Raw genomic sequence first — 21457 nt, forward strand, 5'->3', positions numbered from 1 at the left:
TTAAGAGATGAATACACTAACTATACTTGCCTTATCTTGGCAACACATCCTTATCGTAGCAATACTTTTGGTATTACTTTTTGGAGGAAAGAAAATTCCGGAATTAATGAGAGGAGTTGGTTCTGGAATCAAAGAATTTAAAGATGCGGTGAAAGAAGAAGATAAGCCAGGTGCTGAAAAAAAATCTTCTGATAATAATAATTCTTCAAGCAACTAAAATTCCTTAGAATTAATGAAATTTACTGAGACTGCATGGAAAGTCTTCAATCAGGCTATTGAAGACTATCACGTGTCTGATGACGTTAACACTCTAATTAATAACTCGTTCGAAAAAGACAGTTTGGAACGGATTTTGTATGCAAAGAACTGGATTGATACCGTTCAATGGCATCTGGAAGATATAATTAGAGATGAAAATATTGATCCGGCTGAAGCTCTTCAACTCAAGAGAACAATAGACACCTCCAATCAGAAAAGAACTGATCTGGTAGAATATATTGATGGCTGGTTCCTTAATAAGTTTGAAAATATAACTCCTAAACCTGAAGCAAAAATAAATACGGAAACTCCCGCTTGGGCAGTAGACAGGCTATCAATTCTTGCATTAAAGGTTTATCATATGTCGTTAGAAGCTAATAGAGAATCTGCTTCTGAAGAACACAGAAACAACTGCCAGGCTAAGCTGGATGTTCTGCTTACTCAGAAAGAGGATCTGTCAACTTCTATAGATCAGTTGCTTACTGATATTGAAAACGGTAATGTTAAGATGAAAGTATACAAACAAATGAAAATGTATAACGATGAAAGTCTTAACCCAATCCTTTATCAAAAAGGGCAACAGAAATGAAACGACTAATTTTTCTTGGAGTACTTATCATATTAACATCTTCCTGCGCAACGGAAAAGCTTAACCTTTCTCCGTTGTCAAATAATTTTTATAGTGATACCAAAGGTTCTGATTCCGATAGAGGCTCAAAGAAGAATTTTAATATCAATATTAAAGAGAATATAAATGCTTCTGAAATTTCAAATATGATCTCTACTTTTCCCAAGTTTAAAAACAACGGATTGAATGATGAGGTTACAAGCTTGAAATACAGCCTTCAGAATTATTTATATGCCATTGATGCCAATAACTTTACGGGAAAGAGCAGAGCCCTTAAAAGCTTTGAAAAATCTTACAAAAAAATTCAAAAGCTAAGGCAGAATCTTGACAGAGATGACGATGAAGTTCTCAACAGATATCTGGTTCGTTTAAAAACCAATATTTCTGTTATTGAAGACGCTTTGCCAGGAAGTTAAAAAAACAATTTGAACTATCAATGATTAAAATTCAGGCGGAAGCCAATGTTCCAACAGAACACGGTACTTTCCGAATGATAGCTTTCTCCGAAAACGTCAACGACTGGATGCCACATATGGCCATTGTTGCAGAAAATACAGATTTCTCAAAACCAGTGAATGTTCGTTTCCATTCAGAATGTATTACCGGAGAAGTTTTCCATTCAAAAAAATGTGAATGCGGCCAGCAATTAGATGCCGCAATGAAATATATCCATGAAAACGGTGGTATTATCATCTATCTTCGTCAGGAAGGAAGAAACATCGGGATCATCAACAAGCTAAAGGCTTATTCCCTACAGGAAAAAGGTTTGGACACCGTACAGGCCAATCTTGAACTGGGACTTCCTGCAGATGACAGAAACTTTGGCGTAGCCATTGAAATCCTTAATCTACTTGATGTAAAAGATATCAACCTTCTGACCAATAATCCTGAAAAGGTAAAATATGTTGTTGACAGCAATATTCACCTTAATTCCAGAGTACCGCTACAGATTCCTGCCAACGAAATAAGCAAGGGATATCTGCAAACAAAAAAAGATTTCTTTGGACATCTACTGGATGACAATGATAACTAAATAAAACAAAAGCTTCAGAAATTCTGAAGCTTTTTTATTTTTAGACAACTTATAGCTCAATCGAGATTCCAGGATTACGGGGTTTATATTGATTTTAATACTGCTATTCTCCCCCTGAATCATTATTATTTTAGGCTTTCAGATATAAATCAAAAGCCCCGGAAGATATTCTCCCGGGACTTTTTTAATTATAAAAAACTGAAAAGATATTTCTTAGTATTTGGTTGTAATCTTAGACTCGTTAATATTGTAATATTTAATTACGCTGTTATAGTCTGAATAATCAACCGCGGCAGCAACAGCAGCAGCACTTTTAGATGTACCTGTTTTTGCAGGAACTATCACTACTCTGAATTTTTTGTTTGTATAATACCCTGGATTATTATCTAAATTAACTCCATTGGTAGATCTTACGTCAATACCTATATCAACCTTACTGAAGTCATATGAATACTCCACTTTATCAGCACCGTTGTTAGGGTATTCTGTATAGGTAAGCAATTTCCATATCGGTGAACCATTAGTAGTAAGACCTGTCTGTAAATAGATAAGTACTACATCAGATTCCAATAAGGGACTTTTAAAAGCATCATCAAAATGATATGTAAAGCTGTCTTTCTTATTGAATTTCGGAATAATATCATATGCTGTAGAATAGGTATCATTATCCTGACCTTTTACTACAACATCATCTTTATTATCACAACTATATGCTAAAAAGCCTATCCCGGCAAGTAGTATAAATGGAAGTATTTTTTTCATTTCTTATTAAAGTTTAGTTATTATTTATATTGCGTATTCAAATCATATACCAAAAATCTCAAAAACTTTGTTTTCCTCATTTTTTTAATCGTATTTTTGTTCTTATTCAAAAAGTCATGAAGAAATTATTATATACTTCACTCTTTATTGTCGCATTGATAAGTCCTAAGGTGAATGCCCAGTATCAGCCAAAAAATGCTTCTAAGGAAGATCTAAAAAAGGCTCAGCAATGGGTTGATAAAACTTATAAAAACCTTTCTCAGGATGAAAAACTAGGACAGCTTTTTATTGTTGCACTTTATACCAATAAAGGAGAAGAGTATATCAGCCAGGTAAGAAATATTGTTACAGCGGATAAAATAGGCGGGCTGATTCTGATGCAGGATGATGCAGGAAGAGAAATCAATCTGGTGAATGAATTTCAGCAAAAATCTAAAATCCCTTTAATGATTGGGATGGATGCAGAATGGGGATTGTACCAGAGGATTGCTACAGCACACAAATTTCCATGGGCAATGACATTGGGCGCTATTCAGGATAAAAATCTGGTGTATCAAATGGCAGCAAAAATTGCTGATGACTGTCACAGAATGGGGATCAACTGGGATTTCGCTCCTGTTGTGGATGTGAATACCAATCCTAATAACCCTATTATTGGAAACAGAAGTTTTGGTTCTGAGGTGAATAATGTAATTAGCTCTGCCCTATCCTACTCTAATGGTCTTCAGGATAACAATATTTTAGCAGCAATCAAACATTTTCCGGGACATGGAGACACCAGCACAGACTCACACCTTGATCTTCCTGTAGTTTCTCACTCGATAGATAGGCTTAATACAGTAGAATTGGCTCCATTTAAAGCATTGATGAATAAAGGAATCGGTGGTGTAATGGTTGCCCACTTATATGTTCCAAGTTTGGAATCAGGAAAAGGAATTCCGGCTTCTGTTTCTAAAAATATCATTACAGGATTACTGAAAGATAAACTAGGCTATAAAGGTTTAATCATTACCGATGCTTTAAATATGGGCGCTGTAGCCAATAAATATAAGCCGGGTGAACTGGATGCCATGGCATTCAAAGCAGGAAATGATATTATGCTTTTCTCCCAAGGTGTTTCTGAGGGGAAAAAACTAATTCAGAAAGCCATTGATAAAGGGGAGATTCCACAATCCAGAGTAGAGGAAAGTGTGAAAAAAATTCTTTTGACTAAGTATTTCCTTGGATTAACTCAGTACACTCCAAAAAACCCTGAAAACATCAATGCTGATCTGAATAATAATTCTCATACTACTTTGGTCCAAAATCTTTATTCCAATGCATTGACTTTGCTAAAGGATGAAAAGAAATTACTGCCTCTTACAGGAAAACATATCTATTATGTTGCCCTTGAAGAAGCTCCTTATCAGACTTTCGCGAACAGATTGGGTAATAATATAATCATTAAAAAGGCTGGAGAAATTAATACTATTCCAACCGGATCAACAGTAATTGTAGGTTTCCACAAGGATAATTCAACCGCTTATAAACCTTATAAAATCTCAGCTGAATCAAAGAAAGTACTTTCTGATCTTACTAAAAATCAAAATGTAATTCTGAATGTATTCGGAAGTGCTTATGCATTAAAAGATGTTGATATCTCAAAAGTTTCAACAGTACTTGTTTCTTATGAAAACAATGATGATTCAATGAATGCTGCTGCGGATGCTTTAAATGGAAAAACAAAAATATGGGGCAAACTTCCGGTACTGGTCAACGATCAGCTAAAACCAGGAATGGGTATGGAGCTCAATGCAGCTTCCTCAGCCAACACCAAATAATACAACATCAAAACAACAATAATCTAATGAAAATAGGCATACTTTGCTATCCAACATACGGAGGAAGCGGAATTGTAGCAACAGAATTAGGGATGTCTCTCGCCAATAAAGGATATGAAGTGCATTTCATCAGTTCTGCACTTCCCGCAAGATTAGACATCACCAACCCGAATATTTTCTTCCACAGGGTAAATGTTCAGACCTATCCTCTTTTCCAGTATCAGCCTTATGATATTGCATTGAGTTCGATGATCTACAGGGTTGTGAATCTTTATAAACTGGATCTTCTTCATGCCCATTATGCCATTCCTTACGCATATGCGGCTTTTACCGCAAAGCAGATGCTTCAGGAAGACAATAATGATATTCCTTTGGTCACTACATTACACGGTACAGATATTACCCTTGTAGGGCAGCACCCAAGTTATAAACATGCGGTGGAGTTTTCCATCAACAAGTCTGATGCGATTACTTCTGTTTCTGAAAGTCTGAAAAAAGATACTCTTCAGTTTTTCAACATCAAAAAAGAAATTCAGGTGATTACCAATTTTATTGATAACTCTGAATTTGATGACTGTTCTGAGTGCCAGAGAACACAGTTTGCCAATCCTGATGAAAAGATCCTGATCCACGTATCCAATCTTCGTCCGGTAAAACGTGTAGACGAAGTTCTTCAGATCTTTAAGAATGTGGAGAAAAAAGTTAAATCCAAACTGATCATCATTGGTGAAGGTCCGGATATGGAAAAAGTGAATCAGTTTTTGGAAGAAAATCCCGATCTTATTTCAAAAATACGTTTATTAGGAAAGGTGAATGATCTTTATAAAATCTTACAGCTTTCTGATGTATTTCTTCTTCCTTCGGAGCAGGAAAGTTTCGGTTTGGCAGCTTTGGAAGCCATGGCAGCTTATACTCCGGTAATCAGTTCCAATGCAGGAGGAATTCCTGAAGTAAACATTCAGGGAGAAACAGGATACCTTGCTGAAATCGGAAATGTAGAAGCCATGAGCAACTATACCATCAAATTGTTGAGCAATGATGAACTTTTAGCCAAAATGAAGCAAAATGCGAAAGATCAAGCTATAAAATTCGATTTGAAAAACATTCTTCCTATCTATGAGAAAATGTATAGAACAACCATAGAAAATTTTAATAAGGAGCTGACGAAAGTATAATATTTCTATTATATTTATCGTCACACTTATGACGGAAAAACTACTTCAATATCTTTGGAACTATAAGGTTTTCAAACATTTTGACTTCAAGGATATTGAAGGAAATTCCGTTGAGATCATCCATTTTGGAAAATGGAATAAAAATGCCGGCCCTGATTTTTTGGATGCTAAAATAAAAATCAACGGTTTACTCCTCGCAGGAAATATAGAACTGCATATCCGCTCTTCAGACTGGATCTTTCACAATCATTCCCAGGATCCTAATTATCAGAATATCATCCTGCATGCTGTCTTTTTGCACAATACAGAAATCCATGAGCTCACCGGAAAAAATGTTCCAACTTTGGAGCTGAAGGATTATATTGATGAAAATATCTTCCGGAAATATGAAAAACTTGTTGAAGAAGAAGAATTTATCGCCTGTGAAAATTTATTTGATACGGAAAAAATCCCGATCAATTTTCATGAAGAAAATATTCTGAAAAAACTGGATGAAAAATCTTCAGAGTTTGAACATAGTTTAATTCATTATAAAAATAATTTTGAAGCCGTTTTATTTCACAGCTTTGCCTATTCATTCGGATTAAAAGTAAATGCTCATATTTTCCGACAGATTGCTGAAAGTGTAGATTACAGTGTCATTAATAAAATTCGCCAGAACCCTATTCAGCTTGAAGCTTTACTATTTGGAATATCAGGCTGGCTTGGTGATCCTCAGGATGAATCTATGAAAATATGGAAGAGAGAATTTGAATTTATTAAAGCTAAATTTTCTATTTCAGATCTTACCTTTCATCCCAAATTTTTAAGGTTAAGACCTCCCAATTTCCCAACCATCCGGCTTTCTCAATTGGCAGATCTTTATAAACATCAGAATTTATTTTCAAAAATCATGGAAGCCCAAAATGCAGATCAGTTATATAACATCTTGAGTTCTATAAAAGCTTCTGAATATTGGGATTCTCATTTTAATTTTGGAAGTATTTCCAAAGTACACCCTAAAACATTGAGCAAAGAGTTTATTGATCTTCTTATTCTAAATACAGTTCTTCCTTTAAAATACGCTTATCACAGATATCATCACGAAGAAATTGCAGAAGAAATTATTGAGCTGTACAAATCTATTTCTGCTGAGAAAAACGTCATCATTACAGGTTGGAAAAAGCTGGGACTGGATGTTAACAATGCATTGGAAAGCCAAAGTTTGATCTATCATCATAAAACCAATTGTGAAACTAAAAACTGTCTGGCATGTGGCATTGGATTTAAACTTTTAAAAGGATAATTGTACTTTAAAGTCTACATCACGCAAAAACCTTTATCAAAAAAATTCCTTACCTTGCAGTATTGGATTTAAACTTTTAAATAACAATCTGAAAATGTTGAGTAATATCCGTCATAAAATGGAAAGACAATGGTTTGGTGTTCTGACAAGAATGGGGGCTAAACTGGGAATTCCTGTATCTAAACTGAGAATTTTCTTCATCTACTCCACTTTCGCTACAGCCGGTTTCTTCTTTCTTATCTACTTGGGATTGGCATTTACGCTTTGGATTAAAGATATTTTCATCACCAGAAGACCTAGTGTCTTTGATTTATAAATTATGGAATTTTTACCGATTACTTCAGCTGAAGATCATAGAGTTCAGGAAATCTATGCTTCTTATACCATTACTTTTCCTGTAGATGAGCAAAGAGATAAAGAACAGTTTGAGGGCTTATTTTCAAATCCTTATGTAAAATTCATGTCTGTAGTACATGAATCTGAAGCTATTGGTTATCTCATTCTGTGGGAGTTGAGTTCTTTTGTTTTTGTAGAACATTTTGAAGTCTTTGAAATATTCAGAAGTAAAAAGTTCGGATCTCATATTATGAATCACTTATCAGAAAGTTATCCTAATATTATTTTAGAGATTGAACCTGCAGAGCTGAGTGAAGATGCATCAAGACGTTATTCTTTTTATCAGAGAAATAATTTTAGTCTGATAGATACCACTCATGTACAGCCAAGCTATGGAGAAGGAAAAAAATCCTTGAATTTATGGCTGCTTGCTAACTACATTCCCGAAAATGTGGAGGAAGCGAAAAAAGAGATTCACAATATTATTTATCGTTAAAATATAAAACGCCGGAATTGTTTTCCGGCGTTTTTCTTTTCTATTTTTAATTAATTTACTTCATATTCCAGTTTGATTGTGATACTGGCTTCTTTTTCCTTGGAAGAGGTATTAAAAGTTCCTCCATAGGAATAATCTTCGTTAGAATTGGGGGCAGTAATCTGAATAACACCCATTGTTGCTTTTTTTAGATTCCCCAATTTGCTTCCAGAGTTTTCAGCAATTTTTTCAGCACGTTCTTTAGCATCTTTTGTTGCACTGGCAATCATTTCCTGTTTTACAGTGGCCAGTTTAGTGTAAAAATAAGCTGGTGAAGAAGAAGTGAATTCAATTCCACGATTGATAATTTCTGTAATATTTCTGGAAAGGTTTTCTATTTTTCCTACTTCTTTACTTTCAATAGAAACTTTTTGGGTAAGATTATATCCAGAGAATTCTCCTTGTACATAATTTCCGTTTGAATCATTATAACTTCGGAATTGCTTTTGAATATCTACGGAAGAAAATACAATCTCTTTCTGTTGTATTCCTTTTGAAAGCAAATAATCGTTGATCACTTTTCTGTCTGTTGCCAATTCATCATAGGCAGATTTCAGATCAGCATTATTTTTGGAAAAACTTCCGGACCAGGTAATCAAATCCGAAGTAAATTGCTTTATTCCAAGCCCTGTAACGGAGATTGTATTTTCAGATTTGTTTCTGTTTTTAATAGCATTTCCTAAAAAGCCGAGGCCGATTACGAAACCTAGCGCCGCTATGGCTACTGCAAAAATGTTTTTGTTCATAAAATTTGTGAATTGAGTTGTTGTTACAATAAAGATTGTATCAATTTTTATTCCAATATTTTAAGATTTTTTTAACATTTCAAAATAGAAATCTGAAAGCTTAGAAATTATTTTTGATTCTGTTTCAACCTTTCTATAAAAAGAGGAACTGTTTCTTCCAATCTCAGCATGACACCCGAAAGGTTTTTTGCTTTTACATAAGTTCGTACCTGAGGTTTTGCTAAGAATGAAAACTGAATAAATTCTGAAATCCTATCTGCGGGAATCCCTGCCTTAACAAAATAATCATCATCGATCCTATCCCGAACCCAGAGAATATGCTCCTGAAGATCATCATATTTATATTGTCTTTTCTGTCTTCTCGCTTTACCGCTTATCAGATCATACACGCCCTGAACATTCAGGTTTCCTAAAAGTATAGGCAAAAGAACACTTTTCACTTCTGCCGGTTTTTCTCTCATCTTTCCTACCGGTTGCGGAAGTCCTACAGCATCTCTTACCTGCTCTCCCTTATCTACTTTAGCTACAATCCTCGAATCTGCCTCCAGATCTCCGGTAAGTTTTTTCACTATCTTAACTTCACCTACATCTTTCGGAATCATATAAAGAGTAATAAACAACGGTGAATTAACACCATTGGTAAGAACTTTTCTTGATATTCTGTTGAAATCTTCTTTTACAAATCTCAGTTCATCATTAGGGTTAGCATTAATAGAAAATATTCCTTCTGCATCTGAGTATACTTTTTTGTCAGTAGACATATTGATAACGATTACTTTACTTAGGTTTCCACCAGTTTCATCTACTATTCGCCCTGTAACAGTCTGCTGGGAGAAAATAAAAGTGCTACACAGCATCATAAGAAAAAGAACTATTTTTCTCCACCATAGTGTTTCCATATTTTTTGTGAAATCATTCAATTAAAAAAAGTTATTCTTTACTTCCTTCCAGTTTATTCGTTTTACTATATTCTGCGAATGCTACTTTAAGCTCATATTCTACATCACTTATCTGAAAATCTTTTCTAAATCTTTTCGCCAGTGAACGTGTTTTTTCTGCATAGAGAAGAAAACTATCAATCTGTTCTTCATCCATCCCATATTTTTTCAGAAAGCCCAGATTGATCTGATCTTTTACTCTTTTCAGGAAATCCTGAGTTTCATTATAATTAGCTTTGGTAATTTTAGGTTTTGTTGCTTTATTTACCAAACCAACTACAGCACTCAATACTCCAAGTACATTTACCTGTCCTGCATTAAAATCATGTCCTGTAAAAGTTTTTGATATGGCATTATTGGGCAAAGGCTGATAAAGAGGACTTTTCATATAATTCTCTAAATCAGATTTTAATGACTGAATTTTTCTTGATTCATTCAAATGCTGATTATCTTTTGCAAGATTTCCTGTAGGTTTATATTTTATTTTTACCTCAGGAATCTGAATCTCCATTTTTTTCAGAATAATATTCAACGGAGAATTAAAGTCATCTCCCGTAATTTTTTTATCAATGCGATAATATCCTTCTTTAACGAATCTGATCTCATCATTTTCTTTTGCTTCGATCTCAAATTTCCCGGACATATCACTTAAGAGACTTTTACCGCTTGAAATATTAACAACAAGTGTGGGAGTTACATCCAGATCATTAGCCGTGATCACTCTGCCTGATATTTTTTGCTGAGCCCAAATTTCTGAAGCCATACAAAAAAGTACAAGAAAAATACATTTACTGATATTTTTTATTTCCATCTATCTTTGAGTTTGCGGAGCACGATAAGATGAAATTCTTGTCAGGACAAAACTCTGAAACCTGTTCAGATCTGCATCACTGCAGAATCCATATTTCAGGATTTTTTTTCTTTCGAAACCACCTGCAAAAACATAAAAAATAAAATGATCTATCAGAGGTTTTTCTATCTTAAGACTGGTAAAATACTCATCTCCAAGACTGGCTCTGATATATTTCATCAAATCAACATCATCCCATTTATTTTTCACCTTTCCTATCGAAAATCCCTGTCCTTTTGGCTGTACAAATTCCCCAGGTCTTGCAGCTAATATTCTTGGATCTGATTTCTGAGCAATATATTGATCTATCTCTTTAATCAGCTTTTCTACTTTTTTAGGCTTGTTATAAAGCTTTGAATCTATTTTCAGGTTTCCGGTAAGCCCTTGTTTCACTTCAACTTCAGGAATCAGAATAGTTTGGCGAACCAAACTTACATTCATCGGAGATTGTGTATTTTCCAAAGAAACTTTTCTTGCCAGACGTTCATATCCTGCTTTTACAAACCTTAATTCATCTCCCTGTTTTCCGGAAATCATGAAGTGTCCATCCCTGTTTGAAACTACTATTTCATCAGTTCGTATGTTGATTACATTTACATCTTGCATTTCAGTGCCATTTTCAGAGGTAATTCTACCAAATATATAGTTTTGGGCATGGGTATGGATAAAAATAATAAAGGATAAGAAAAAGAATAGTTTAAGTTTCACGGGCTATTTTTTATAAAGCAAAGCTAAAATTATTTTTAATTTATACCATAAGTTTAACCACAGTTAACGTGTTTTAATATTTCTTTTCACTTTTTGTCTTCCAAACTGTTAAATCGGATAATTAAATTGTTAAAAATTCTTTTAAATTTTAGCTAACTTGCAGTCTCAATTCTCTTTCAACAATGCAAAATTCTTACACAGTCATCAATGCTTCTGCCGGATCCGGGAAAACTTACGCTCTGGTACAAAGGCTTTTGATGATCTGTCTCCGCTATCCTAATCAACAGCAGTCGATCAGGAATATTCTCGCTCTGACTTTCACCAATAAGGCTGCAAACGAGATGAAGGAAAGAATTTTATCATGGCTGGGAAATTTCTCAGCAAAAGAGTATGCAGAGAATACCGATCTGAAAAATATTCAGAAAGCATTTGAAGAACAGGGTTTAAAAATTACCATTGATGAACTTCATCACCGTTCAAAAAAACTATTGGATTATGTTCTCCACAATTATTCTACACTAAATATTGGGACTATTGACCGTTTTAATTCAAGGCTGGTAAGAAGCTTTTCCTATGAATTGGGACTGGCGAAAAATTTCAATCTGGAAATTGAAGCAGAACCGTTTTTGATAGAAGCGGTTGATAAAATGCTGGATCAGATTGGTGAGAATGAAAATATTTCCAATTCTTTCATGGATTATGTAGATTACAGTCTTGAAAATAATGAAAGAATCAATCTTAATAAAAACCTTTACGATTCCGCCAAAGAATTTGTGAAGGACATTCATTATGAGCACCTGAAAAGTAACAAAAGCTTTGATGATGCCAATTATGAAAATATAAAGAATACACTCCGTAAAGAGATTGTACAGAATAAAAAACAGTCTGCAGAGCTTGCTGCCGGTTCTATTGAATTATTCAAATCAAGAAATATTGATATTGAAGATTTTGCCCAGGGTAAAAACGGAATTGGAGGATTCTTTACTAAAGTGATAGATTTTTATCAACAGAAAAGAGCCGGATTTCCTTTTCCTACGACTCAGGAAGAATCTGTTATCAATAATTATAGAAAGGGAGCATCTTCAAAGTCGAAACATAAAGAATCTGAGATTTTTGAAATCCTGGATCAGCTTCTTGATAACAGAATGAAACTTATTCTTCTGTTCATTGAAACCCAAAAGAAAGAAAAAATATTATCTGCTCTTCTTCCTTTAAAAGTAAATAAAGATATTCAGGATGAGCTTCAAAAAATTGAAGAAGAAAATGATCTTGTTCTTCTTTCCAAGTTTAATATCCTGATTAATGAAAATCTTAAGAATGAACCTTCTGCTTTCATTTATGAAAAAGTAGGTGCCCAGTTTCAGCATTATTTCTTTGATGAGTTTCAGGATACATCAGAACTTCAGTGGCAGAATTTTGTTCCGCTGAGGGATCATAGCGTTTCTACAGAATATACTTCTTTTACATTGGTGGGAGATCCTAAGCAGAGTATCTACAGATTCCGTGGTGGAGAAAGTAAACTGATGCTTGATATTATTAACAAAAAAGAATTCTCACCAAAGGAAGCAGATCTTCTTGTATTAAAAGATAACTGGAGAAGTGCGAGAAACATTGTTCATTTTAATAATGAATTGTACCGTTTTCATTCTGAAGGATTGCTGGAAGAACACAAAAATATTTTCGGGGTGGATGCTGAACAAAATCCAAAATCCAAAATGGATGGACGTGTAAAAGTGAATCTGATTGAAAACCTTACAAATGAAGAGTTTTACCAGGATACTTCGGAAAGAATGCGGAAAGATATTCAGGAGTGTTTAGACAATGGTTTTAAGTTTTCTGACATCACCATCCTTTGCCGTGGAAATTTTGATATTTTCAGTTATTCCCAAAAACTAGGTGCTTTAAAGGTCAATTATCGTGGTGAGGAAATCAACATTAAGACAATATCTGATAAAGGTCTTACGCTGGAACTTTCCAATACTTTAAAAGCGGTAATTGAATATCTGCGTTGGGAACTTAATCCCAAGAATAAACATTGTCTGATTATGATGATGTACCATTTGAATACACTTGGGAAAATTCAGATGCCTGATTTTACTTTAGATATGAAAGAAATTCTGGATATTGAAGGCCATGAAGAGATCCTTCAGTTTATTCAGGAGAAATATTCATTGCAGCTTAAGCAGGATAATTTCCCGAGATTTAATCTGTATAATTTCATTGAATATTATATCAACGAGTTTTCCGTCGAAAACAAAGAAACAGATTTCTTATTGAACTTTCTGGAAATGCTTTTCAACTTTACCCAGAATGCAGGTGCCAGCACGAAAGAGTTTTTGAAATATTGGGATGAGGAAGCTTCTTCGTATACTATTCAGGCTTCGGAAAATATTGATGCTATTCAGATTATGACCATTCACAAGTCTAAAGGGCTGGAATTCCCCATTGTTTTTATTCCTATGATGAACAAAAACCGGGATAGTGAGTTTACCAACTGGTTTGATACGAATGAGAATGATGCTTTGAAATCCGTCAACATCAATCAATTTAGCAAAAACCTCGAAGCGTATGATGATGAAATTCTGTTTTTCAATACCAAAAATTCTTATAAAAATCTAATTGACAGATTATGTCTGCAGTATGTTGCCACCACAAGACCTGTTGAACAGCTGTTTTTTTATCTTCAAAAAGCCAACAAGACTTCTAATAATCTTGAGCTGCTGGAATTCCTTCAAACAAAGAATCAGGAACAATCTGATGAGTTTGATGTATATGAAGTGAATCCTGAAATGCTGAAAAAATATTCGAAAGATAAAAGTTCATCTTTTAAAACCAAGAATATTGAGGATCTGAAGAATGTCAACGAAAAAAGTACTTCTATCAAGATTGCAACGCCTTCAAAAAACTATCAGGTTCGAAATGAAAAGGTCAGAATAGGGCTTTTTGTGCACGAGCTTTTATCGAAAATCAATACTGAAAAGGATATCAGTAAGGTGTTGGAAGGTTATGCTTTGGAAGGACAAATTACTCTGGAGGAGAAAAATGAAATCCAGATCACTTTGCAGGAAATCGTTCGAACTTATGCTGAATTTTTTGATGAAAAATGGGAAGTAATCAATGAGAAGGACATTATGATCTCTGAAAACGGGGAAAGTCATATATTCAGACCAGACCGTATTTTAAAGGGTGATGAAGGGTATATGATTGTTGATTTCAAAACGGGTGAACAAAAAACCAAGGATGAAGCGCAGATAGAAGGATATAAAAATATCTTGGAACGTCTGGGGAAAAATGTTCTTAAAACTCAGATTATATATCTGTAAACTTCTCAAAAACAACATTACTAAAAGGTTAATATAAAAATGGTTCAAAATAGAAATGATTTTATTATTTTTATTAAGTACGAATAGAATATGATGTATCATTTATTTTGATTACAACCAACCATGAGAATATATTTAATTTCCTTTGTAATAAGTGTGATCATCATGTCGGTCTCCACTGTGGTGACTTTTAATATTGTTGATGCCCTGGATCCGCCTGTTACAGAGGATGGACACCGATATATGCCTATTGGAAACATTCTAAAATCTTTACTTCTAAGTTTTGTATTTGGTGCATTTATTTTTATCATCTCAGTTAACATACAAAGAAAAAATCGGAAAAGGTGATTCTTTATCCAGCAATGAATCTTCATAAATCTAAAGTTTCGGCTGCGCTCAGGATTATATCTCTTTTCTATCGAATATCACAATATTCTCTTCAAAATAAAAAACCGCTATTCCAAGGGATAGCGGTTTTTTATTTTGAAAAGTTTCAATCTTATGCTGTTGTATTAGGAGTAAATACTCTCTGAGACAGTTCCTGGTCAAAAAGGTATAATGCTGATGGATTATCGCATACCATTTTGATTTTTGTTACATATTGAGAAGCACTAGCCTCTTCTTCTACCTGCTCGTTGATAAACCACTGCATGAATGATGTTGTAGCAAAATCTCCTTCTTCGTTAGCATTTTTTACAATATTGAAAATACTTTTAGTTACGATTTTCTCATGTGCCAATGCTTTTTCAAAAATATCTGTTGCATTTTCGAACTCATGTGGAGGTTTTGGAATTTCTCCGATGATAATTTCCCCTCCTACATCGTTCAGATAATCAAACATTTTATCTGCGTGCATCAATTCTTCTTTGCTTTGTACTCTAAAGTAGTTGGCAATTCCATCAAGATCTTTTCCGGAAAACCATGCAGACATTGAAAGATAATATTGAGCAGCGTATTGTTCGTGGGCAATTTGTTCGTTAATTAATTTTGCAATTTTTTCGCTAACCATAAGTATTAAATTTATAGTCAAAAATAGGGAATAAAAGCCCGAAATCAAAAGTTTTAAAGAAATTTAATACAAAAAGGATGGAAAAACATCCATCCTTTACACATTAAAAAACTAAAATTGAAGGTTCTTAATTTACATTAGCAGTCCCTGTATTCATAGGCTTTTTCATCATTCTTCTTTCCTTCATACCCATTTTCATTTTATCTGCTTTTGCTTGTCTGTCAGCCTGCCATTTATCATATTGTTCAGGACTTAGGATTTTCTTCATATCTGCATCCATTTGTGCTCTTTTGGCCTGCATTTCCTGCATCTTAGCTTGTCTGTCTCCCTTGTTTTTTTCAAACTGAGCTTTCATTTCTGCTTTTCTTTTATCCTGAAGAGCTTTAATCTGAGCTATCTGAGACTGATTAAGGTTAAGATCTTTTTGCATTTCTGCAAGGCGATCCTGTTGTTTTTGCTCCATTCTCTGTTTCATTTCAACAGCTCTTGCCTGTCTGTCTTGTGGAGTAGCTGTATTGGTTTGTTGTGCCATGGCAAAACTTCCCATTCCGATCAATGCTATTGCTAAAACTAATTTTTTCATCTTTTTAAAATTTAATTAATTGTTATTTTCTTGTTGTTATATCTTTTTGATTATGAATTAAAACACAAGTTAAATTAGCAAATTCATAAATAATGTTAAATTTTAATAAAAATAAATTACAAAAAGACAAAAAAAAGGGCAGATTATAAAAACCTACCCTTCACACCACTTAAATATAATATATGAAAATTAATTCCTTGCTAAACTGCCTCTAAACCCTCCACCATTACCACGGCTTTCATGTCTTGAGCCAGAACTTTCAGATCTTTGTCTGAAACCACCTCCATTACTATTTCTAAAGCCTTCGTTAGCTTCTCTTCTGGGAGCTTCTCTTCTCACTTCGCTGTTTCCTCTGAAACCGCCTCCGTTACTGTTTCTGAATCCTCCGTTATTATTTGTATTTTGGGTTACGACATTTTCAGAACTTCCTCGGAATCCTCCTCCATTATTACCTCTGAAACCTCCGTTACTGGTAGTGTTTCCACCATTACTAGAATTCCCTCGGAATCCTCCATTATTGGTAGTGCTTCCACTATTTGTTCCATTGCTGTTTCTAAAACCTCCATTATTTCCTCTGAAGCCTCCTGAATTTTCTGTAGTTCCTGTATTTCTGAAACCGTTACCACCTCTGTTGTCTCTTCTGACAATATCAAAAGTAGGGTTGTCCATTCTACGGAATCTTGATCTGTCTACCCTGTAAACATTAATATTGATATTTCTATATCTTGGCATTACAGTATATCTCGGTACATAGTATGTTCTTCTATAATTCTGGAAATATACAATTGGGTTGGAACCTCTGTAATAGTTATTTTGGAAAACAACAAATACTCTCGGTCCTAAAATTCTTTGCATAGCATAAAACCTGTCATAGTACCATCTATCCGGATTATATCTGTAGAAATTATTCCATGATGTAAAACTTGCATACAGATTATTTAATCTCATAATCTGATCTACCTGCCACCTGTTTAATCTATTCTGTACGAAAAACCCATTCCAGTCGATATTAATAATACTGTTTCTGTAATCGTTATAATAGCTTTGATAATAATCACTTGGATAATAATCCTGAGGATAATTGTAATAATAATCATCCGGGAAATTGTTTCTATCATCTTCATTGCTGTAATTGCCTCCATCATTCTGATAATAACCGTCATCACCCCAACCATTATTCGGATACTGTTGAGCTGACGTCAAAACGCCTAACCCAAAAGCTAATCCTAAAAATATTTTTTTCATCTCTATAGTCGTTAATTGGTTAATATATAGCAGAATATCTTAATTCTATCTTTTTGATACAAATAAAAAAAAGAAGTTAAATCCTAAGATCAAACTTCTTTTAAAATATTTTTAACTTACTGATAATCAAGTGTTAAATTTACAACCTTCCACTATCTTTTATCCAGAAAGCAATTTTTTCGTTGAAAGATTTTTGCATTTTCAGATCTTCCAGGTTGATATGCATTCTATAGCGCCAATAATGAGGGAAGACTGCCGGATTGTTAATTCTTTCATTATCTATTTTCTTATTGGTGAGTTTAGCATCGGTTGCCAGAAACTCCTGAATAGGAAAAATTGCCAGCATAGATTCGTTATATAAATGCTGCTTCATAATGATCTCCGCAAGGTGAGGATTAAGGTCCGCAGGAGCTTTTCCGTACTGTATCAACTGTTGATTGAAATATTTTTGGGTAAGTACAGGATCTTCTTTCCACCATTGTCTCAATGTAGAGCTGTCATGGGAAGAAGCCGTTACTACATTCATATAGCTTGCATTCTTAGGATTATAAAACGGAATGTTTTCAGAAGGCATTCTCTGTACTTTTAATGCTATAATGGCTAATTCGTCCATCACAACCGGTACACATGCAGGAACCATCCCAAGATCTTCTCCACAGATCAGCATTTTCGTAGCATTCAGGATAACTGGCAGCTTTTCCATAGCTTTTTCAAACCATAGATGGTCCTGTCTTCTGAAAAAATAATCGTGATACAGTTCATAAATATTTTTCTGCTCAGCTTCCGGAAGGTATTTATATGATTCTGTATTGTAAACATTAAATCTTGGATGATAAACAGTTTTCCCGTTTCTTTCTTCAGTTAAGAACAAAACATTGGCACACAGGGCAACCAATTTTTCTTCAAGAGAACCATAAGATTTTTTCTTAAAGAAATTAACCAGCTTTCTTTGGGTATCAAATTCTTCTTTGAAGGCATAAGTTCCATTATCATTACGATTCATAAACTCAAGAGCTTTTCCGCCATCTTCACCAAAGTAATCCCATAAGATCTGATTGTTGATAAAAGGCTTACAATACCTGTCAAAATTAAATGGAATCTGCCATGCTTTAAATTCATCCGCTATAATAGGAACAGCCGGATAAAAGTACCCTAAAATTCCTTGTACGGCAGAAATTGGCATTCTCCATATTCTGAAAAAACCTAGAATATGATCTATCCTCATGGCATCAAAATATTGTTCCAGTGCTTTGAACCTGTTTTTCCACCATCTATAGTCGTCTGCCTTCATAGCTTCCCAATTATAAGTTGGAAATTCCCAGTTCTGTCCTAATTCTGTAAACTGGTCAGGAGGTGCTCCGGCTTGGAAATCCATTCCGAATAATTCCGGCTCAGTCCATGCTTCCACAGAATATCTGTAGATACCAATTGGAAGATCTCCCTTCAACGAAATTCCCAGGTTATGCGTATAATCTACTGCATCTTTTAGCTGCAGATGTAATTGATACTGTACCCATGCATGAAGCATTGAGGTATCATAATCCTTGTTTTTTGTTGTAAAAAACTGTGAGATCTTTCCTGCAATATACTTTTTATGAGTTTTCCAATCGTTGAAATTGGGTGTCTTATATTTATCCCTTAATACACAAAATGCAGAATATGGAACGAGCCAATATTCATTATCCTTGATAAATTTTTTGAAATTTTTATCTTTATAAATTTTATCCTTTTCAGCATTAAAAACAGCTGTAAGATACTTCCATTTGCCCGCAATCATTTTTTCGTAATCAATCAGATCCAGAGCATTTAAGTTCTCTTTTTCAAGTAGATATTCATCAACTAATTCTTTCGGTAAAGAAAAATCAAGCTTTTCTAAAGAGATATATTGCGGATGTAGTGCATAAACAGATACGGCTGCATAAGGATAAGAATCTGTCCATGAATAATTCGCTGTTGTATCATTGATCGGAAGAATCTGGATAATACCAAGGTTGGTTTCTTTCGTCCAGTCTGCCAGTTTTTTGATATCAGTAAATTCTCCTACTCCGAATCCATCTTCACTTCTCAAAGAGAATACCGGAACAGCTACCCCAGCATCATGGTACATCTGGTATCCTTTAAATTTAAAATAATGATTGGATACAATCTGTAAAACATCCGGGAACTGATTCGCTAATGTAAATCTGTTTTCTCCTGTTTCTACATCAATGACTCTGTTTTGTTTGACGTCAAAAAGACAGTACTTGAATTGAATGTATTCATTCTCCGGAATTTCAACAGAAACTTCCCACATTCCAAAATCTGTTTGATGCAGATGAATCACTCTTTCATAATTCCAACTCCCTAAAGATTCCGTATTTCCAAAAAGTACAATTCTCCAGTCTGGATTATAAATAGGTGCTTCTATTCTGAATAAGTGAGTATGCTTTTTTAAAATTGTTACTTTTTCAGGAACAAAATCGTGGAGCTTATTGTAAAGAATTTTGTTATTTAAATAGTTTTCAGGAAAATTCTTGTTATTCCATTCGTCAAAAATGACAAACTCCTTGTAATTGTGTGGAAAACTGAGGTGATGCGGAACAAATTCTTCTCGTAATACATTTTTTTTCTCATCTACAACTCTGTATTGGTAAGAAATAGATTTTGAAAAGTTATCCACTTCACATTTCCATAAACCATTTTCACCATAAAACATAGTATGGATATGTACTGCAGCGCCATCTTCACTAATTATAAGCTGTAAATTTTCTCCGGCCTTTACAATATATCCTACATTAAAGTATAGTTTCATCTATATTTTTTTATAAAAGTACATTTTAATATCGAAAAATAAAACTTATTGAATATCAAATAATCATTAAAAGACCTTTTCAAAATGTTTGAAAAGGTCTCTATATTTTGAATTATAATTCTTAATTACTTTGTTACAAGAATCTTCTTATTAAAAATTGCTTTTCCAGATTCGTTGGTAATATTTACAATATAAGCTCCACTCAACAATCCTTTAAGAAATACTCTTTCATCCAGAGAATTATCCTTTACAGAAAGATTCTGAGTCATCACATTTTTACCGGACATATCAAAAATATTCAGTTGAATATTACCTTTTACATTTTTATTAACATGAACATTAATATAATGCTCATCTACTTTTGTTGGATAAATATCCAAGTCTGCCAAAGCATTAGCTGTAGAAGCTTTATCATTAACAAAATATTTACTTGCCAGGTCATAGATATGCAGTCCTTGTTCCCCAGGAAGTTGCTTAGCCTGTAAAGATATCAGATCGACTTCATATAAAGCACCTCCTTTTGCACTTGCAATAACCACTTTGCCCTGAGCATTTACAGCAGATCCGTTTACAGAATAGTTATCCGGAATCCCTGCAATTTTACCTACAAATTTAGCGGTCATATCTTTTGTCAAGACTTTGAAAACATTACCTGAAGCCGAAAAAACATAGAAATTATTATCGGTATCAGCAATCATATCACCACCAAATCCCGTTTCCATGGCTGTAAATGAATTTTTACCATTCGAAGATTCATCTTTAATGATTCCTAGATCATTTACCACATACTGTCCACTTTTTTTGCTGATTTCCAAAAATTGTGTTCCGGCATTATTTACAGCATAAATATTTCCATTATATCCTGTTGCCATTCTTGTAATATGAGAATTGATATCACAGGAAGAAATTCTTGCTACATTATTTTCTACCAGTGTAATATCTTTAGTTTGAGGGTTTAACACATAAATATTGGAAGAAAACATAGGTATGTACACCAGATTATTATTCGAAGAATCATAAGCAAGGGCTGCCAGTGTTATTGACTGAGAGTTATTGTAAGAATTTTTATCTTCTGCTACAACACCTTTTCTAGCCTGTGAGAATACTTTAGTTGAAGAATCAGCTGTAAAAATTTTCTCTCCAGAAGTTCCATTAACAGCATCAATTGTGCGGAAATCATTGAAAATAATACTCTGGGTATCTTTTCCCGTAATGGCAAAGAAATCCTGTTGTGCTTGTGCATTAATACCCAATAGCAGTAAAAATAGAGGGAATAAATGTTTTTTCATATTATATTTTTTTAGATTCGTAATCATTTTTGATATGACTAAGTTACACAATTTTCAAATTAAAATATAAAAAATCCCTGGTATTTGAATAAATATTATCAGCTGATAATATAGTATGTGATAAAACATTATTTCAATTACAT

At 34.0% G+C, this 21457-nt stretch carries 20 protein-coding genes; 10 read left to right on the plus strand and 10 right to left on the minus strand.

The window, feature by feature from the left end:
- Positions 1–7: 7 nt before the first annotated feature.
- From tatA to ribA, 4 genes are read left to right on the plus strand one after another with little or no spacing between them, the layout of a single operon-like run.
- The gene (tatA, locus tag ACM6F9_RS21990) at positions 8–217 is read left to right on the plus strand and encodes a twin-arginine translocase TatA/TatE family subunit (protein ID WP_414847638.1); all 210 of its coding nucleotides are present in this window, start codon (positions 8–10) and stop codon (positions 215–217) included.
- Positions 218–232: 15 nt separating this feature from the next.
- Entirely contained in the window at positions 233–847 is a 615-nt protein-coding gene (locus ACM6F9_RS21995) for a DUF4254 domain-containing protein (RefSeq protein WP_414847639.1), read from the plus strand.
- On the plus strand, positions 844–1302 hold the full coding sequence (locus tag ACM6F9_RS22000; RefSeq protein WP_414847640.1) for a hypothetical protein: 459 nt from the start codon (positions 844–846) through the stop codon (positions 1300–1302). The genes ACM6F9_RS21995 and ACM6F9_RS22000 overlap by 4 nt, the downstream gene beginning before the upstream one ends.
- A gap of 20 nt (positions 1303–1322) precedes the next feature.
- Positions 1323–1919 (plus strand): GTP cyclohydrolase II, encoded by a 597-nt coding sequence (ribA, locus tag ACM6F9_RS22005; protein WP_105704305.1) that lies wholly within the window; start codon positions 1323–1325, stop codon positions 1917–1919.
- 213 nt (positions 1920–2132) lie between these two features.
- Here the strand turns inward: ribA and ACM6F9_RS22010 are convergent, their stop codons facing one another.
- Entirely contained in the window at positions 2133–2681 is a 549-nt protein-coding gene (locus tag ACM6F9_RS22010) for a hypothetical protein (protein WP_414847641.1), read from the minus strand.
- 116 nt (positions 2682–2797) lie between these two features.
- On the opposite strand from ACM6F9_RS22010, the gene ACM6F9_RS22015 reads away from it, so the two are divergent.
- From ACM6F9_RS22015 to ACM6F9_RS22035, 5 genes are all read left to right on the plus strand, one after another.
- A complete protein-coding gene (locus ACM6F9_RS22015; protein WP_414847642.1) occupies positions 2798–4501 on the plus strand; it encodes a glycoside hydrolase family 3 protein in 1704 nt (567 codons plus the stop codon).
- A 26-nt stretch (positions 4502–4527) separates the two neighbouring features.
- The gene (bshA, locus tag ACM6F9_RS22020; RefSeq protein WP_414847643.1) at positions 4528–5676 is read left to right on the plus strand and encodes an N-acetyl-alpha-D-glucosaminyl L-malate synthase BshA; all 1149 of its coding nucleotides are present in this window, start codon (positions 4528–4530) and stop codon (positions 5674–5676) included.
- 28 nt (positions 5677–5704) lie between these two features.
- Positions 5705–6961 carry a DUF2851 family protein gene (locus ACM6F9_RS22025; RefSeq protein ID WP_414847644.1) on the plus strand — a complete coding sequence of 419 codons (1257 nt, stop codon included), beginning with the start codon at positions 5705–5707 and terminating at the stop codon, positions 6959–6961.
- 94 nt (positions 6962–7055) lie between these two features.
- Positions 7056–7277, plus strand: a complete 222-nt coding sequence (locus ACM6F9_RS22030; RefSeq protein WP_414847645.1) for a PspC family transcriptional regulator — start codon at positions 7056–7058, stop codon at positions 7275–7277.
- Between the two features lie 3 nt (positions 7278–7280).
- Positions 7281–7793 carry a GNAT family N-acetyltransferase gene (locus ACM6F9_RS22035; RefSeq protein ID WP_414847646.1) on the plus strand — a complete coding sequence of 171 codons (513 nt, stop codon included), beginning with the start codon at positions 7281–7283 and terminating at the stop codon, positions 7791–7793.
- Positions 7794–7843: 50 nt separating this feature from the next.
- Here ACM6F9_RS22035 and ACM6F9_RS22040 read toward each other — a convergent pair whose 3' ends face one another.
- The 4 genes from ACM6F9_RS22040 to ACM6F9_RS22055 form a co-directional block, all read right to left on the minus strand.
- Positions 7844–8578, minus strand: coding sequence for an SIMPL domain-containing protein (locus ACM6F9_RS22040; protein WP_105704296.1), 735 nt, complete (start codon positions 8576–8578; stop codon positions 7844–7846).
- A 107-nt stretch (positions 8579–8685) separates the two neighbouring features.
- A complete protein-coding gene (locus ACM6F9_RS22045; RefSeq protein WP_414847647.1) occupies positions 8686–9477 on the minus strand; it encodes a carboxypeptidase-like regulatory domain-containing protein in 792 nt (263 codons plus the stop codon).
- A gap of 31 nt (positions 9478–9508) precedes the next feature.
- Positions 9509–10279, minus strand: coding sequence for a hypothetical protein (locus ACM6F9_RS22050; RefSeq protein ID WP_414847648.1), 771 nt, complete (start codon positions 10277–10279; stop codon positions 9509–9511).
- Between the two features lie 48 nt (positions 10280–10327).
- On the minus strand, positions 10328–11074 hold the full coding sequence (locus ACM6F9_RS22055) for a hypothetical protein (protein ID WP_414847649.1): 747 nt from the start codon (positions 11072–11074) through the stop codon (positions 10328–10330).
- A gap of 182 nt (positions 11075–11256) precedes the next feature.
- On the opposite strand from ACM6F9_RS22055, the gene ACM6F9_RS22060 reads away from it, so the two are divergent.
- Entirely contained in the window at positions 11257–14397 is a 3141-nt protein-coding gene (locus ACM6F9_RS22060) for a UvrD-helicase domain-containing protein (protein WP_414847650.1), read from the plus strand.
- A 499-nt stretch (positions 14398–14896) separates the two neighbouring features.
- Here ACM6F9_RS22060 and ACM6F9_RS22065 read toward each other — a convergent pair whose 3' ends face one another.
- From ACM6F9_RS22065 to ACM6F9_RS22085, 5 genes are all read right to left on the minus strand, one after another.
- Positions 14897–15406 carry a ferritin gene (locus ACM6F9_RS22065; protein WP_414847651.1) on the minus strand — a complete coding sequence of 170 codons (510 nt, stop codon included), beginning with the start codon at positions 15404–15406 and terminating at the stop codon, positions 14897–14899.
- A 127-nt stretch (positions 15407–15533) separates the two neighbouring features.
- Positions 15534–15989 (minus strand): hypothetical protein, encoded by a 456-nt coding sequence (locus tag ACM6F9_RS22070; protein ID WP_414847652.1) that lies wholly within the window; start codon positions 15987–15989, stop codon positions 15534–15536.
- Positions 15990–16178: 189 nt separating this feature from the next.
- Positions 16179–17234, minus strand: coding sequence for a hypothetical protein (locus ACM6F9_RS22075; RefSeq protein ID WP_414847653.1), 1056 nt, complete (start codon positions 17232–17234; stop codon positions 16179–16181).
- A 139-nt stretch (positions 17235–17373) separates the two neighbouring features.
- Positions 17374–20025: a 4-alpha-glucanotransferase gene (locus ACM6F9_RS22080; RefSeq protein WP_414847654.1), complete on the minus strand. Its 2652-nt coding sequence runs from the start codon at positions 20023–20025 to the stop codon at positions 17374–17376.
- A gap of 125 nt (positions 20026–20150) precedes the next feature.
- Positions 20151–21314 (minus strand): T9SS type A sorting domain-containing protein, encoded by a 1164-nt coding sequence (locus tag ACM6F9_RS22085; RefSeq protein ID WP_414847655.1) that lies wholly within the window; start codon positions 21312–21314, stop codon positions 20151–20153.
- Positions 21315–21457 lie beyond the last annotated feature (143 nt).

It is taken from the genome of Chryseobacterium sp. IT-36CA2, assembly GCF_949767875.1.
GTDB lineage: Bacteria > Bacteroidota > Bacteroidia > Flavobacteriales > Weeksellaceae > Chryseobacterium.

Coding starts and splice junctions, on each gene's coding strand:
- tatA (WP_414847638.1), top strand. CDS start 8: ATGAATACACTAACTATACTTGCCTTATCTTGGCAACACATCCTTATC.
- ACM6F9_RS21995 (WP_414847639.1), top strand. CDS start 233: ATGAAATTTACTGAGACTGCATGGAAAGTCTTCAATCAGGCTATTGAA.
- ACM6F9_RS22000 (WP_414847640.1), top strand. CDS start 844: ATGAAACGACTAATTTTTCTTGGAGTACTTATCATATTAACATCTTCC.
- ribA (WP_105704305.1), top strand. CDS start 1,323: ATGATTAAAATTCAGGCGGAAGCCAATGTTCCAACAGAACACGGTACT.
- ACM6F9_RS22010 (WP_414847641.1), bottom strand. CDS start 2,681: ATGAAAAAAATACTTCCATTTATACTACTTGCCGGGATAGGCTTTTTA.
- ACM6F9_RS22015 (WP_414847642.1), top strand. CDS start 2,798: ATGAAGAAATTATTATATACTTCACTCTTTATTGTCGCATTGATAAGT.
- bshA (WP_414847643.1), top strand. CDS start 4,528: ATGAAAATAGGCATACTTTGCTATCCAACATACGGAGGAAGCGGAATT.
- ACM6F9_RS22025 (WP_414847644.1), top strand. CDS start 5,705: ATGACGGAAAAACTACTTCAATATCTTTGGAACTATAAGGTTTTCAAA.
- ACM6F9_RS22030 (WP_414847645.1), top strand. CDS start 7,056: ATGTTGAGTAATATCCGTCATAAAATGGAAAGACAATGGTTTGGTGTT.
- ACM6F9_RS22035 (WP_414847646.1), top strand. CDS start 7,281: ATGGAATTTTTACCGATTACTTCAGCTGAAGATCATAGAGTTCAGGAA.
- ACM6F9_RS22040 (WP_105704296.1), bottom strand. CDS start 8,578: ATGAACAAAAACATTTTTGCAGTAGCCATAGCGGCGCTAGGTTTCGTA.
- ACM6F9_RS22045 (WP_414847647.1), bottom strand. CDS start 9,477: ATGGAAACACTATGGTGGAGAAAAATAGTTCTTTTTCTTATGATGCTG.
- ACM6F9_RS22050 (WP_414847648.1), bottom strand. CDS start 10,279: ATGGCTTCAGAAATTTGGGCTCAGCAAAAAATATCAGGCAGAGTGATC.
- ACM6F9_RS22060 (WP_414847650.1), top strand. CDS start 11,257: ATGCAAAATTCTTACACAGTCATCAATGCTTCTGCCGGATCCGGGAAA.
- ACM6F9_RS22065 (WP_414847651.1), bottom strand. CDS start 15,406: ATGGTTAGCGAAAAAATTGCAAAATTAATTAACGAACAAATTGCCCAC.
- ACM6F9_RS22070 (WP_414847652.1), bottom strand. CDS start 15,989: ATGAAAAAATTAGTTTTAGCAATAGCATTGATCGGAATGGGAAGTTTT.
- ACM6F9_RS22075 (WP_414847653.1), bottom strand. CDS start 17,234: ATGAAAAAAATATTTTTAGGATTAGCTTTTGGGTTAGGCGTTTTGACG.
- ACM6F9_RS22080 (WP_414847654.1), bottom strand. CDS start 20,025: ATGAAACTATACTTTAATGTAGGATATATTGTAAAGGCCGGAGAAAAT.
- ACM6F9_RS22085 (WP_414847655.1), bottom strand. CDS start 21,314: ATGAAAAAACATTTATTCCCTCTATTTTTACTGCTATTGGGTATTAAT.